Origin of the sequence: Herbiconiux dendrobii (assembly GCF_052048175.1) — a bacterium.
Classification (GTDB): Bacteria; Actinomycetota; Actinomycetes; order Actinomycetales; family Microbacteriaceae; genus Herbiconiux.
This window is the reverse complement of sequence record NZ_JBLZQV010000003.1, coordinates 451648-464750: the sequence shown is the minus strand read 5'-3', so window position 1 is coordinate 464750 and position 13103 is coordinate 451648. Positions and strand designations below refer to the sequence as shown.

Annotated in this window: 12 protein-coding genes; 9 read left to right on the top strand and 3 right to left on the bottom strand. The window is 72.6% G+C overall.

The features are described 5' to 3' along the window. Positions 1-4 precede the first annotated feature (4 nt). Positions 5-790, top strand: coding sequence for an ABC transporter ATP-binding protein (locus tag ACN4JJ_RS11170; protein WP_440709987.1), 786 nt, complete (start codon positions 5-7; stop codon positions 788-790). Further along, positions 777-1922 carry a methylenetetrahydrofolate reductase C-terminal domain-containing protein gene (locus ACN4JJ_RS11165; RefSeq protein WP_440709986.1) on the top strand — a complete coding sequence of 382 codons (1146 nt, stop codon included), beginning with the start codon at positions 777-779 and terminating at the stop codon, positions 1920-1922. Before ACN4JJ_RS11170 ends, ACN4JJ_RS11165 begins: the two co-directional genes overlap by 14 nt. 75 nt (positions 1923-1997) lie before the next feature. Here ACN4JJ_RS11165 and ACN4JJ_RS11160 read toward each other — a convergent pair whose 3' ends face one another. Continuing rightward, positions 1998-2669 (bottom strand): cyclodeaminase/cyclohydrolase family protein, encoded by a 672-nt coding sequence (locus ACN4JJ_RS11160; protein ID WP_440709985.1) that lies wholly within the window; start codon positions 2667-2669, stop codon positions 1998-2000. A gap of 62 nt (positions 2670-2731) precedes the next feature. On the opposite strand from ACN4JJ_RS11160, the gene ACN4JJ_RS11155 reads away from it, so the two are divergent. From ACN4JJ_RS11155 to ACN4JJ_RS11140, 4 genes are all read left to right on the top strand, one after another. After that, positions 2732-3388: a helix-turn-helix domain-containing protein gene (locus ACN4JJ_RS11155; RefSeq protein WP_440709984.1), complete on the top strand. Its 657-nt coding sequence runs from the start codon at positions 2732-2734 to the stop codon at positions 3386-3388. Positions 3389-3486: 98 nt separating this feature from the next. Then, a complete protein-coding gene (locus ACN4JJ_RS11150) occupies positions 3487-4830 on the top strand; it encodes an FAD-binding oxidoreductase (protein ID WP_440709983.1) in 1344 nt (447 codons plus the stop codon). After that, complete coding sequence (locus ACN4JJ_RS11145; protein ID WP_440709982.1) at positions 4827-5453, top strand: pyridoxamine 5'-phosphate oxidase family protein; 627 nt, start codon at positions 4827-4829, stop codon at positions 5451-5453. Before ACN4JJ_RS11150 ends, ACN4JJ_RS11145 begins: the two co-directional genes overlap by 4 nt. Before the next feature lie 21 nt (positions 5454-5474). Further along, complete coding sequence (locus ACN4JJ_RS11140) at positions 5475-5759, top strand: GNAT family N-acetyltransferase (protein ID WP_440709981.1); 285 nt, start codon at positions 5475-5477, stop codon at positions 5757-5759. A gap of 79 nt (positions 5760-5838) precedes the next feature. Here ACN4JJ_RS11140 and ACN4JJ_RS11135 read toward each other — a convergent pair whose 3' ends face one another. After that, positions 5839-6282 (bottom strand): nitroreductase/quinone reductase family protein, encoded by a 444-nt coding sequence (locus ACN4JJ_RS11135; protein WP_440709980.1) that lies wholly within the window; start codon positions 6280-6282, stop codon positions 5839-5841. A gap of 33 nt (positions 6283-6315) precedes the next feature. After that, positions 6316-7356 carry a right-handed parallel beta-helix repeat-containing protein gene (locus tag ACN4JJ_RS11130; protein WP_440709979.1) on the bottom strand — a complete coding sequence of 347 codons (1041 nt, stop codon included), beginning with the start codon at positions 7354-7356 and terminating at the stop codon, positions 6316-6318. A 279-nt stretch (positions 7357-7635) separates the two neighbouring features. On the opposite strand from ACN4JJ_RS11130, the gene ACN4JJ_RS11125 reads away from it, so the two are divergent. The 3 genes from ACN4JJ_RS11125 to ACN4JJ_RS11115 are packed head-to-tail and all read left to right on the top strand — an operon-like array spanning position 7636 to position 13056. Then, positions 7636-9042, top strand: a complete 1407-nt coding sequence (locus ACN4JJ_RS11125; RefSeq protein ID WP_440709978.1) for a glycosyltransferase — start codon at positions 7636-7638, stop codon at positions 9040-9042. Beyond that, entirely contained in the window at positions 9042-11615 is a 2574-nt protein-coding gene (locus ACN4JJ_RS11120) for a right-handed parallel beta-helix repeat-containing protein (protein WP_440709977.1), read from the top strand. The genes ACN4JJ_RS11125 and ACN4JJ_RS11120 overlap by 1 nt, the downstream gene beginning before the upstream one ends. 55 nt (positions 11616-11670) lie before the next feature. After that, on the top strand, positions 11671-13056 hold the full coding sequence (locus ACN4JJ_RS11115) for a GNAT family N-acetyltransferase (protein WP_440709976.1): 1386 nt from the start codon (positions 11671-11673) through the stop codon (positions 13054-13056). The last annotated feature ends 47 nt before the right edge of the window (positions 13057-13103 follow it).

Genomic DNA, 13103 nt, shown 5'->3' with positions numbered 1-13103 from the left:
TCTCATGGACATCACCGTCGACCGGATCACCAAGAGCTACGGCTCCGGCGCCTCGCGCAAGCTCGCGCTCGAGGAGACCAGCTTCACGATCGCGCAGAACGAGTTCGTGTCGATCGTCGGCCCCTCGGGCTGCGGCAAGAGCACTCTGCTGATGATGATGGCGGGGCTGCTTCCCTCGACCGGTGGGCGCATCCTGCTCGACGAGAAGGTGGTCGACGGGCCGGCCTACGGCGTGGGCGTGGTGTTCCAGGACTACGGCCGCTCGCTGTTCCCGTGGATGACCGTCAAGCGCAACCTCGCCATGGCGGCCGTGTCGCAACGGCTGCCGAAGGCGGTGCTCGACGAGCGGATCGAGCGCGCGTTGCACAACGTGGGTCTGGCCGGGCACGAGAAGTCGTACCCCTGGCAGATGTCGGGCGGCATGCAGCAGCGCGTGGCGATCGCCCGCGCGGTGGTGGCCGAACCGAAGGTGCTGCTGATGGACGAGCCGTTCGCGGCCGTCGACGCGCAGACCCGCGCCGACCTCGAAGACCTCGTGCTGCGCATCCGCGACGAGTACGACGTGACGGTGGCGCTGGTGACCCACGACATCGACGAGTCGGTGTACCTCGCCGACCGGGTGCTCGTGCTGGCCGCGAACCCCGGCCGGGTCATCCGGGACCTGCGGATCGACCTGCCGGCACCGCGCGAACAGGTGGCGACCAAGCGGCTGCCCGAGTTCGCCGACCTGCGCAGCACCGTGTTCGAGCTCGTGATGCGACCCGGGGCGCGCGACCGTGTCGAGCACTGAGCTGCTGGTGGGTGCCGGCCGCCGGCTGGAGGCTTGCCCGAAGCACATGACGTACGGGCCGTGCGGCGGCGTGGAGCCCGACGGGCGCTGCGAAGTGGCGGCGGGGGCGTGCGTCTTCCTGCCCGAGCCGACGGTGCGCTGGCCGTCGGCGTCGGACGACTCGATTTCGCTGACGGATGCTGCGGCTCCGGATGCGGGGACCGCTGCTGCTGTCGGGGTTGGGGCCCCGGCAGCAGCAGCTTCGGCGCCGGCGACGGCCGAGGTGTCGACCGCCGCGGGGCGCGAGCTGCTGGCGATCATGGCGGAGCGGCCCGTGATCGTGACGGGGCTGCCCGCCCGGCCGATGGACTCCTCGTCGATCCGGGCCTGCGCCGACATCCTGCGCGGGTCGGTCGACGCCGTGCTCTCGGGCGACTCGGGGCGGGCGCGGGTGCAGTTCCCGCCCTCGTACCGGGCGGAGCTGATCCGGCAGAACGGCCTGCGGGCGTGGCTCGGCGTCAACTGCCGCGACCGCAACCGCGTCGCCCTCGAGGGGGAGCTCGCGGCGCTCGCCGAGGCGGGGGTGGCCGCCGTGCACTGTGTGACCGGAGACCACACCGACACCGGCGACCGGCCGGATGCCAAGCCCGTGTTCGACCTCGAGGGAACGAAGCTGGTGCCGCTCGCGCGCCGGCTCGGACTGCTCGCCTCGGTGGCCGAGTCGCCGGCCTCGCCTCCGGCCGCCCGTCGCGCGCCGCGGCTCGTGCAGAAGGAGCATGCCGGAGCGCAGCTGTGTCTGCCCCAGTACTCCGGCGAGGTCTCCGAGCTCGCCGACTTCATCGCCGAGACCCGCGAGGCCGGCGGCACCATGCCGTTCTTCCCGGGTATCCCGGTCGTGATCGACCACGAGGGCGCGCGCGTGCTGGCCTCGTTCGCCGCCGCCATCCTGCCGAACTGGTACGTGGAGAGCATCCTCGAGGCCTCGGATCCGTTCATGGCGGGGGTTCGGGCATCCGTCGACCTCGGGCAGAAGCTGCTCGCCCTCGACGGCGTCTCGGGCGTGGTGGCGGCTGGTGGCGCGCGCCTCGGCCAGGAAGAGGAGTTCGCCCGCGCGCTCGCGCTGATCGGCCACGAGCTCGGCGGGGGAGCCTGAGTGCGCGCGCCGGCTCAGAACGCCTGCGGTGGCGATGCGGCGTGGTGCGTCCTCGGCGGATCCGCTCGGCTCGCCTCAGACGTGCGTGGCGACGACCCGCGCGTCGAGCCCTGCGATCAGGCGGTCGATGCGCTCGATGGCCTGGTCGTAGGCCGGGATGGTGCCCCAGAGCTCCGGATGCGCCGCCCGGATGGTGTCGCGGTCGTCGCCGAGGCCGAGCAGCGCCACCAGATCGACACCCACGTTCGTGCGGGCGCTGGAGACCGCCGCGCGCAGCGACGCCCCCGCCACCGCCACATCGGCGATGAGCGCCGGGTTGCCCCACTCGGCCAGCCACTCGGCATCCGGAACCGCCTCGACGGCACGGTCGCCGAGCCGGGCGGCCGACACCGCCGCCGCGATGCTCGCCGTGCGGATGGCCTCGTCGCGCTCGGCGCCCGCCGGCAGCCGGTACGCGAAGGCGAAGGCGCGGGAGGCCTCGGCGTCGGCGTCGGCCAGCCGCAGCGCCTCTTCGCGCAGTGCGACGGCCCGGCTCTCGAGGCCCGCGAGCTCGGCCCGGCGCTCGCCGTCGGCCGGCTCGGTGTAGCCGGCCACCATCGACAGCAGGGCGGCCGCGATCGACAGCATCACGCCGGCCGCCGCACCGCCCCCGGGGTTCGGCACGGGCTCGGCGAGACCGCCGGCCCAGTCGGCGACCGTCGAGGCGGCGGTCGACACGGCGGGCGGGGTGCTGGCTTCGGAGGTCATGCACCCACAATAATGTTGATCACACTGTCATCGATGCAGTGCCAGCTTGAACGAGGGGCCGCATGAACGCATCCTCCCTGTCCGTGGACGCCGACGGGTTCTCCGTCGAACTCGGCTCGACCATCCGACGGCGCCGCAAGGAGCTCGCCCTCAGTCTCGTGGAGGTGTCGGGGCGCACGGGGCTGTCGCACTCGTTCCTCAGTCAGCTCGAGCGCGGAAAGACCCGCGCCAGCATGCGCTCGCTGTTCTCCATCGCCCAGGCGCTGGAGAGCACGCAGGAGGAACTGATCGCCGCGGCCTCCGGGCACGGCGACGATGCCGCCGGAGGGTCGTCCGCCGGTCACGGCGAGGGACGCCCCAGCCGTTCGGATGCCCCGGTGCCCGTCGGCACGCCCGCCGGAGTCCGCTCCGGGGAGGGCTTCGAGACCTCGGGCAAGGCGCGGGTGCAGCTGCTGATGCACGCCGGCGACCAGCTCGACATCACCGAGTTCTCGAACCTGCCGCGCGAGCTGGGCGAGTTCTTCGAGCACGACCGCCCCGAGTTCGTCTACGTGGTCTCGGGCGAGATCGAGTTCGAGATGCGGTCGAAGGGATCGGCCACGGCCACGTCGCTGCTGCTCAAAGCGGGTCAGACGGTGAGCTGCCCGGGCGGCATGCTCCACCGCTACCGCTCGGTGGGTGACACGCTCGCCACCGTGCTGATGATCCACTACCCCTGATCGGCGCTGTCCGGCCTTCGACGACACACGACGTCGACTAATGTCAGTATTAGTAACATTTCCCATGCGGCCATCGCCGCCCGAAGAAGGTGACCCCGATGAGCAGTCCGCTTGCGACCGTCGAGACGACACGGATCGACGCCCTGATCCAGGAGCTCCGTGAGGGTACGGGACCGGAGGCGATCGACCCCGCCACGATCAGCACTGACGAGGCCGCGCGCCGCAAAGCCTCGGTCGACGAGGCGGCGATGTCTCCGCTGCTGGCCGCGCAGCTCCCACTCGGCCTCGCCGACGTGGTGATCACGCCCACCCGGGTGGAGGAGGTACCGGTGATCGTCTCCGCGGCGGTGCGCCACGGCATCCCGCTCACCACGAGGGGGAGGGGCACCGGCAACTACGGCCAGGGCATCCCGCTGCACGGCGGCATCGTGCTCGACCTGCGCCGCCTCACCGCCGTCGTGGCCGTGCAGGAGGGTTCGATCACCGCCGAAGCAGGTGCGCGGCTGCTCGACCTCGACAAAGCCGCCCGCCGCGAGGGGCAGGAGCTCACCGTCATCCCCTCGACCGTGCAGAGCTCGCTCGGCGGCTTCCTCGCCGGCGGTTCGGCCGGGGCCGGCACGATCGCGTACGGCAACACCCGGCAGGGCTTCGTGCTCGCGCTCGACGTCGTGCACGCGGTCGAGGATGCGCGCATCGTGCGGGTGGAGGGCGCCGACGCGGTCCCCTACCTGCACAGCTTCGGCGTGCTCGGCGTGATCGTGCGGGCGACGGTGCGCCTGCATCCGGAGCCCGCCTGGGTGGCGGTGTACGCGCGATTCGACACACTCGCCGCGGCCGGTTCGGCGTTCCGCGGGCTCGGCACGCTGCATCCGGCCCCCAAGCTGGTCTCGGCCGACGACGCGGTGATCGCCGACGCCCTGCCGCGCGACGAGGCCCTGCCTGCCGGAGTCGTGAGCCTGCGCACGATCGTCGACGCGAGCGTGCTCGAGGCGGCCGAGCGCATCGTGGCCGAGCACGGCGGGAGCGTCGTCGTGGCCAAGCCCGGGGCAGCCGACGCGCTCAAGATGAGCATGCTCGCCTACAACCACCCGGCGTGGTGGTTCCTGCGTTCTCACACCGGCGAGTACTTCCACCTCGAGGTGTTCGGCGACGTCGTGATCGACGACCCCGAGCGCATCCGGGCGCTGTTCCCCGAAGCGCACCTGCACCTCGAGTACGGGCATTCGGTGCATTTCGGCGCACTCGTGCTGCCGTATCGCGCGCCGGGCGACATCGCCGCCGCGATCCAGACGCTGACGGCGGCCGGGATCGGCTCGCACGACTGCCACTCCTGGGTGATCGACTCGCGACCCGACGAACTGCGGAGGCTGGCGCGGGACACGGATCCCGCGGGCATCCTGAACCCCGGCAAGTTCCCGGAGCAGCCCGGGGTCGCCGCGTGACCGGGGACGCCGCGCATCCGGGTGCCGGCCCGCTCGGCGCATCCGACCCGGCCGGCCCGCTCGGGCTGCTGCGCGACTGGTGCGGTCTGGGGTACCCGGCCCATCCGCCGTTGATGACGGTGGGCACGATCGGCCTCGATGGGCTGCCGGATGCCCGCTCCCTGCTGCTCAGCGGCGTCGACGAGGCCGGTACCCTGTACTTCCACACCGATGCGCGCTCCCGCAAGTGCGCGCAGCTGGACGCGAACGCGGCGGTGTCGCTGACGCTCGCCTGGCCCGATGCCGGCCGCCAGCTCGTGGTGGCCGGCGTCGCCCGGCTGAGCGGCGACGAGGAGGCCGACCGCGCCTGGGCCGCCCGCTCGCGCTACCTACGGCTGCTCGGCTGGCTGAACGACGACGACCTGGTGCGCCGGCCGCGCCCCGAGCGCGAGCGGCGCTGGGCCGAGTTCGACGCGGCGCATCCGGACGCCTCGCTCGCCCGCCCCGTGTGGTGGGTGGGCTACGGCGTGCAGCCGCTGCGGGTGACGGCCTGGACGGCCGGCCGCGGCATCGGCAGCGAACGCCGCGAATTCCGCCGCGACGGGGACTCGGGGCGCTGGCGCGATGAGGTGCTCGCGGGCTGAGACCGGGCGTAGGGTCGGAATATGGCACGCGAATTCTCCCACGACGCGGATGCGCGTCGGTACGCCCTCCGTGTCGACGGTGCTCTGGTGAGCGCGGTCGACTACGTGCAGAACGAGAACGCCATCTCGTTCACGCACACCTTCACCGATCCCAAGCAGCGCGGTCACGGCTACGCGGGCGAGATCGTGGCCTTCGCCGTCGACGACGTGGAGTCGACCACGCCCTACCGGATCGTGCCGATGTGCTGGTACGTCGGCAAGTGGTTCGACGAGCATCCGGAGCGGGCCGGGTTGCTCACACGCTGATTGGCGAACACGCCTGCGACTTGCTACGATTCTGCGTGGGGAGGGCTTCGGCCCTCTCCACCAACGTTTAACGGGCGGTTCAGCGGGGGATGAGCTGCACGACCGGGATGACCCGGTCGCCCGCCCTCTCCTGGTAGTCGGCGAAGCCCGGGGCCGCCGCGGTGAACTGCGCCCAGGCCGCATCGCGGGCCTCGCCCTCGAGCGACACGGCGCGCACCGCCACCGTGTCGACGGCGCCTCCCGGAACGGGGCCGTGGGTGGCGGTCGGCACCTCGACCTCGGTCTCCGGATGCGCGAGCAGGTTCGCGTACCAGGCCGGGTTGTCGGGAGCGCCGGCCTTCGACGCGGCGATCAGCCACGATCCGTCGCCTTGCGCCAGGGCCATCAGCGGGCTGATGCGGGCCTGGCCCGACCTGGCGCCGATCGAGTGCACGAGCAGGAGGCGCGAGCCGAAGCCGTTGGCCTCGACGTAGCCGCCGTTGGCCCGGAACTGCTCGATGATCATGGTGTTGAAGTCGCTCATGCAGCCGAGGCTAGCGTGCGGGATGCCCGCTCGTCAGCGGGTGCAGGCGATGTTCGTCACGAACGCGGGCTCGGCCACTCCGTCGACCGTCGCGACGTTGTCGCACGAGACGGTGTTGCCCGCCGAGCGGGCGTCGCCGGCGAGCTGCACCCCGTATCCGTCGGCGGCCACCGCGAAGGTGTTGGCCGAGAAGACGTTGGCCGATCCGGAGCCCTCGACGATCACGTGCACCTGCGCGCCGTCGCCCGGCGCGGCCGTGCCCGTGTTACCCGTGATGCGCCAGCCCGTGCCCTTGACGTCGATCAGCGAGTCGGCCTCCGTGATGGCGGCGCCGTCGAGGGTGTTGCCGGAGAGTTCCCCGCCGGTCGTGCCCTCCTTCACATCGATCGCCTCGGCCGTGGTGCCGCTGATGGTGGCGCCGACCAGGCGGTTGTGGTCGCTGGCATCCGGAGCGCACGCGGTGAGATCGCACCAGTTGCTCTCGGCGCTGCCGATGTAGACGCCCTCGCCGAAGTCGGGCCTGCGGAGGCCGGTGTTCGACACCGATACCCCCGCGAGCAGGTTGTCGCTGCTGCCGGTGCGCAGGTGGACGCCCTCGTCGCCGACCGCGGAGACGGCGAGACCGGTCAGCTCGTTGTGCGAGGAGGCATCGAGCATCACGCCCTTCTGGCCGCCGATGACCGAGAAGCCCTCGAGCCTCCAGTTCGACGCGCCGTCGAGATGCAGGGTGTAGCCGCTGTCGACCGGGCCGCCGTCGAGCACCGCGCCGGGGCCGCCGCACAGGGTGATCGGCTCGTCGGGGGAGCCCTGCGAGCGGATGGTGAACGAGCCCTCGTAGCGGCCGTCGGTCAGCACCAGCACGTCTCCGGCCGTGGCCGAGTCGAGGGCGTTCTGCAGCTCTGCGGAGGTGCCGACGGCGGTTCCGGACGGGCAGGCGGCCGGCGGCGACGACGAGGTGGGGACCTCGGGCGACGGTGACGAGCATCCGGAGACGGCGGACACGAGGGCGAGGGATGCCGCGACGACGGCGGAGAGCCGCGCCGCGCGGGCGGTCGATCGCCCCGGCGTCACCATGACCCCAGCCTACAAAGCCCCGGGTGCGCCCCAGAACGGGGGGCGCGCGCATCCCCCGCGGCACGGGTCGTCGTCTATATGCTGAACACGGAATCCCCGGGCTCACCCGGTCCGCCGGGATCCCGACCCGCTCCAGCCGACGCTCCCGTGCGCCACCCCGCGCATCCGTGCCGTCCGGCGCATCCGTGCGCCTTCCCACCCGTGCGCCATCCCACCCGTACCCGGCACCACCTCCCGCACCGCTCCCGACACCAGTGCCCGAAAGGCAGGCGGCACCCGATGCCCAGCGACCTTTCGTCGTTCCTCGACGACTTCGGCCGATCCCTTCTCTGGCTGCTGCCCTTCGGCGTGTTCGGGATCGTGTCGTGGAGCTTCTGGCTGGTGCGCAAGGTGATCTCGGCCTCGACCAGCCCCGTGGTGAACGAGTACCGCACCACGACGACCGTGGTGGTGCCCTCGTACCGCGAAGACCCCGAGGTGCTGCTGCGGTGCCTCGAGACCTGGCGGCGGCAGGGGCCGTCGCGCATCGTGATCGTGCTCGACGTGGCCGACACCGAGGCCGAGCGGCGGCTCGGCGAGCTCGGGCATCCGGATGTCGACGTCATCATGTTCCGGCACCGGGGTAAACGCAGCGCGCTGGGTGTGGGCATCCGCGCGGCCGACACCGAGCTCGTCATCCTGGTCGATTCCGACACGGCCTGGGAGGACGGCATGCACGACGCCATCCAGATGCCGTTCGTCGACGCCGCCGTGGGAGCCGTGAGCACGCGGCAGAACGTGTACCTGCCGAAGACCAGCGTGTGGCGGCGGGTGGCCGACTGGATCATCGACCAGCGCTACTACGACTACGCGCCGGCGATGGGGCGCTTCGGCGGCGTGATCTGCGCCTCGGGGCGCACGAGCGCGTACCGCCGCGAGATCATCCTGCCGAAGCTGCCCGACCTCGAGCACGAGATCTTTCTGGGCAAGGAGTGCGTGGCCGGTGACGACGGGCGGCTGACCTGGCTGGTGCTCTCGGAGGGCTACCGGGTGACGCATCAGGATTCGGCGCGGGCGCTGTCGATGTTCCCCGAGACGTTCCAGGCGTTCGTGAAGCAGCGGGTGCGGTGGAGCCGCAACTCGTACCGGTGCTATCTGACCGCGATCCGGCGGGGCTGGATCTTCCGGGTGCCGTTCATCTCGCAGATCACGGTGATGCAGATCCTGTTCACACCGATCAGCATGTTCATCGCCATCGCGTACGTGTTCCACGCGCTGACCGCGCCGTTTCCGCTTCTGGCGTTCGGGGTGGCGCTGCTGTGGGTGCTGGTGGGGCGGGGCATCCGGGGCATCTCGCACCTGTGGCGTCGGCCGGAGGACATCGTGATCCTGCCGCTGGTGGCCGTGATCACCATGCTCGTGGCGCTGCCGATCAAGCTGTTCGCGCTGTTCACGATGAACACGCAGGGGTGGCTGACGCGCTCGGCCGACTCGGTGGGCGGGGAGGGGCAGCGGGAGTCGAGCCTGCACGCGGGGGCGGGTGCGGATGCGGGTGCGGAAGCGGGTGCGGATGCGGCGGCGGCTTCGGCTGCTGCGGATGCGGCCCCGGATTCTGTGGGCTCGGTGACTGCGCCGGTTCTGGATGCCTCGGGCGGGCCGGGTTCGTCGATCGTGACGTCGTCGGCTCCCGTGGGGCAGGACGCCTGATGCGCGCGTCGGAGGAGCGCGGGGAACGCGACGGCGGGCTCACGGCGGAGGAGCGCGGCGATACGATCGGCGGCGGGCGGCGGTTCGCGATCCGGCTCGTGGTGGCCGTGATGATCGTGGCCGGGCTCGGGGCGACCGTGGCGGTGTCGAACGGGGTGCCCGCACGGGTGAGCGCGTTCCTCGGCGGGATCGGATCGGGCCTCGACGGACTGCTGCCCGAGGCGCCCGACGCCGCTCCGGCGGCCGCGCCCGCGCCGGCGGCGACGGCGACGGGCGAGGCGGATGCCGTGGTGGCGGCGGGCGCGGCGGGCGTCGCTCCGGAACCGGCGGATGCCGCGGCTGCGAGCGCGACGTCGGCGGCGACCGCGGCCGTCACGCCCGTCTCGGGCGATGCCGCCGCCATCCTGGCCCTGCGCGAAGCCGAGGCGGCCGCGCGGCCCAGCTCGACGCTCGCGCCGTATCCGGTCGACGCCGACGAGCAGAAGCAGGGCGACCTCGTGCAGGCCAACGACGCGCGCTGGGCGCTGATCGCCCGCGGCGGCGCGCTCGACGCCGCAGCCGCCGGCACGGTCGTGGTGCTCGGCGCCAAGCCGGGGGCGTACACGCTCGCCGACCTCGTGTCGCTCGGCGCCGTGACCCGGGTCGACGACCGCACGCTGCTGATGGGCAAGACCGTGTTCGTGGCGCGCGGAGCCGAGCTCGACCTCGACGGCGCCGGCCTCACGCTCCGGATGGCCAGCGGCGCGGGCGGCTTCGCGCCGCTCGTGGTGTGGGGCGGCGTGCTGCGCATCACCGGAGCCGAGGCGGCCCCGATCGCGTTCACCTCCTGGGACGAGGCGGCCGGCGCCGCCGACACCGACCTCCGCGACGGGCGCGCCTACATCCGCGTGCACGAGGGCACGGTGGCCACGGACTACGCCGACTTCGCCGACCTCGGCTTCTACAGCGGGCGCACGGGCGGTTTCGCCCTCACCGGCAGCAGCGTGATGGCGGCCACCGGCACGATCGCGCACTCCACGTTCTCCGACCTGCACATCGGTCTCTACCTGGCCAGGGCTCAGGATGTCGTCGTGAGCGACTCGACCATCCGCAATGCCGCCCGCCAGGGCATCGAGATCGGCGGCGGAACGGTCGGCACCGCCATCACGGGGAGCACGGTGATCGGATCCGGCTCGAGCGGCGTGAACGTGCGCCAGGGCGCGGGCGAGGTGAGCATCTCGGGCAGCACGCTCACCCGCAGCGGCTCCTACGGACTGCGGTTCGACGGCTCGCCGCGGGCCGACGGGGAGAACTCGGCAGGGTACCCGGTCGAGAACTCGTGGGGGCTGAGCGTGACCGACTCCACGCTCTCGGCCAACGCCTCGGGCGGCGCCTGGGTGTCGACCGTGGGCTCGGTGGTGTTCGCCGGCAACGAGGTGAGCCAGAAGACGGTCGGCCTCTACCTGCGCGATTCGCAGAGCGAGGTGACGGGCAACACGATCGCGGTGGATCCGGGCGACGGGATCGTGTTCGAGGGGCCGCACACCTCCGCCCGGGCGGAGGGGAACACGCTCACGGGCGCGGGGCCCTCGGCGATCGCCCAGCGCGACGGCGCCGATGACGTGACCGCCCTGTCGAACACCGACTCCGGCTGGACCGAGCGCTGGGAGGTGCTGCTCTGGATCGAGGCGCATCCGCTCGCCCTGCTCTGGGGGATGTTGCTGATCATCCCGGTGGTGGGCATCGCGTTCGTGTTCTACCGGGCGCGGCGGCAGCGCCGCATCCGTGATCTGGTGGAGTCGGCCACGATCGCGCTCGCGCAGGCCGAGAAGCAGAAGTACGAGCGCGCGCGGGTGGGGGCGGTCTCCGCGCTGGATGCGGACGTGGACGTAGACGCGGATGCGGATGTGCGGGTGGCTACGGCTGTGGGCGTGAACGCGGACATGGGCGTGGCGGCGGCTGTGGGCGTGAACGCGGACGCGGACGTGGCTGCGGCTGTGGCCGTGAGCGCGGACGTGGGTCTGGTTCCGGATGCGGTGACCTCCCGTACTCCGGAAGTGGCGGCGGTGGGGTCTGCTCCGGCTCCTGCCGTGTCGTCGTCACCGAGGGTGGCGGTCGGTGGGCGGGGGAGACCAGCGTCACCGTCCGGCGGGTCGCCGACCGCATCGGCCCTCGGTTCCGGATCGGCGGGTGGTTCCGCATCGACCCTCGGGTCCGGATCGGCCCTTGATTCCGCATCCGCCCCCGGTTCGGGATCGGCGGGTGGTTCCGGATCGGCGGCCGGTTCCCCCGTCACACCGCTCAGCCCGACCCGCGGTGTTCCCCCGAAGCGCGCCCTTCCCGCGGTGGCACGGGCGGCGGCGGGAGCGGGGGCCCGCGCGGCCGCCGTCGATCCGCGGCCCGCCTCGAGTTCGGCGTCGTACGGCCGCTTCTCCAGCGTCGAAGAACTCGCCGTGGCCGCCGTGCTCGACGCCGGCAAGCCGATCGACCGGGTGGCGGGCGCCCTGCGCGTGCCCGTCGGCGCGGTGGCCGGCTGGGTCTCGAAGGCGCGCCGCCAGCGCGAGCAGGACGCCCTCCGCGGGCGCGGCGACTGAGCCCCTTGCGCTCCGCACCCCGCCGCCGGGCGTGCGGGCTGGGTAGCGTTGAGGCATGAGCACCACCGACGACTACGAGTTCCGCACCTTCGCCGCCGCCGCCCCGGACGGGGTGGCCGACGACGCCACCCGCGCCTGGTTCGAGGCCGAGACCCTCGGCTTCCTCGAGCCCCGCCCGCTCGCAAAGCGGATCGACCTCGCCGCGGCCAACATGGCGGCGGACGGCCGGATGCTCACCGGCGTCTTCCGCCGGGACACCGCCCCCGGCGCATCCGGTACTCCCGACGCATCCGTAACCCACGGCGCATCCGGAACCCACGGCGCATCCGGAACCTCCGGCGCATCCGGAACCGCCTCGCTCGCCGCGCTCCCGGTCGCGACCTTCGCCTCCTACGAACGCACCGTCAACGTCGGCGGGGACGTGCCGCTGCGGGCGCATCTGATCTCGTCGGTGACCGTGCGACCGACCGACCGCCGCCGCGGCATCCTGCGCGAGATGATGACGGCCGACCTGCACCGCGCGCACGCCGACGGCTACGCGCTGGCCGCGCTGACCGCGACGGAGGCCACCATCTACCGGCGCTTCGGGTTCGGCGTGGCCACGGCCGTGCACGCCGTCGAGGTCGCCACCGACCAGCGCTTCCGGCTGCTCGGCGAGCCCGCCGGGAGCTGCGAGCTGATCGCCGCGGCCGAGCTGACGACCATCGCGCCCACCGTCTTCGCGGGGTTCCACGCCCTCAACCCCGGATCCGTCGATCGCCAGACCCGTTACTGGCGCCTGGTCGCGGGCCTGGACAGCGAGGGCGACGACCCCGAGGAGGATCGCGCCGTGCGCGCGGCCGTGCACCGCGACGATGCCGGCCGCATCGACGGCTACGTGTCGTACCGCTTTAAGGGCTGGGAGTCGACACCGCGCACCGTCGAGGTGGTCGACCTCGTGGCGCAGAACGACGACGCCTACCTGGGGCTCTGGCAGCTGCTCGGCTCGATCGACCTGGTCGAGAAGGTCACGCACGCGTTCGCGCCGGTCGAGGATCCGCTGCGCTGGGCGCTCGCCGACTGGCGGCTGCTCAAGACCACGAGCCTGGACGATTGGCTCTGGCTGCGCGTGCTCGACCTGCCGGCCGCCTTCCAGGCGCGCGGATACCTGCCCGAGGTCGCCGGCGAGATCGTGCTCGGGGTGACGGATGCCCTCGGCTACGCCTCGGGGGTGCATCGCCTGCGGGTGGCGGATGGCCGCGGAGCCGTGACCGTCGAAGCCGATGCCGAGCCGGACATCGAGCTGGACGCCTCGGCGCTCGCCTCGGTGTACCTGGGCGGATTCGACCCCACGATGCTGCGCGCCGCCGGACTGCTGCGCGAGCGCACCCCGGGCGCCCTCGCACGCTTGCGCACGCTGCTGACCCCGACCGCTCCGGTGTACGGCATCACGCACTTCTGAGGCGCGCTCCCGCTCCCCGCCGCCGACCCGGCAGTTCGTCCCGTTAT

Coding starts and splice junctions, on each gene's coding strand:
- ACN4JJ_RS11115 (WP_440709976.1), top strand. CDS start 11,671: ATGAGCACCACCGACGACTACGAGTTCCGCACCTTCGCCGCCGCCGCC.
- ACN4JJ_RS11130 (WP_440709979.1), bottom strand. CDS start 7,356: ATGGTGACGCCGGGGCGATCGACCGCCCGCGCGGCGCGGCTCTCCGCC.
- ACN4JJ_RS11140 (WP_440709981.1), top strand. CDS start 5,475: ATGGCACGCGAATTCTCCCACGACGCGGATGCGCGTCGGTACGCCCTC.
- ACN4JJ_RS11155 (WP_440709984.1), top strand. CDS start 2,732: ATGAACGCATCCTCCCTGTCCGTGGACGCCGACGGGTTCTCCGTCGAA.
- ACN4JJ_RS11170 (WP_440709987.1), top strand. CDS start 5: ATGGACATCACCGTCGACCGGATCACCAAGAGCTACGGCTCCGGCGCC.
- ACN4JJ_RS11125 (WP_440709978.1), top strand. CDS start 7,636: ATGCCCAGCGACCTTTCGTCGTTCCTCGACGACTTCGGCCGATCCCTT.
- ACN4JJ_RS11150 (WP_440709983.1), top strand. CDS start 3,487: ATGAGCAGTCCGCTTGCGACCGTCGAGACGACACGGATCGACGCCCTG.
- ACN4JJ_RS11135 (WP_440709980.1), bottom strand. CDS start 6,282: ATGAGCGACTTCAACACCATGATCATCGAGCAGTTCCGGGCCAACGGC.
- ACN4JJ_RS11120 (WP_440709977.1), top strand. CDS start 9,042: ATGCGCGCGTCGGAGGAGCGCGGGGAACGCGACGGCGGGCTCACGGCG.
- ACN4JJ_RS11160 (WP_440709985.1), bottom strand. CDS start 2,669: ATGACCTCCGAAGCCAGCACCCCGCCCGCCGTGTCGACCGCCGCCTCG.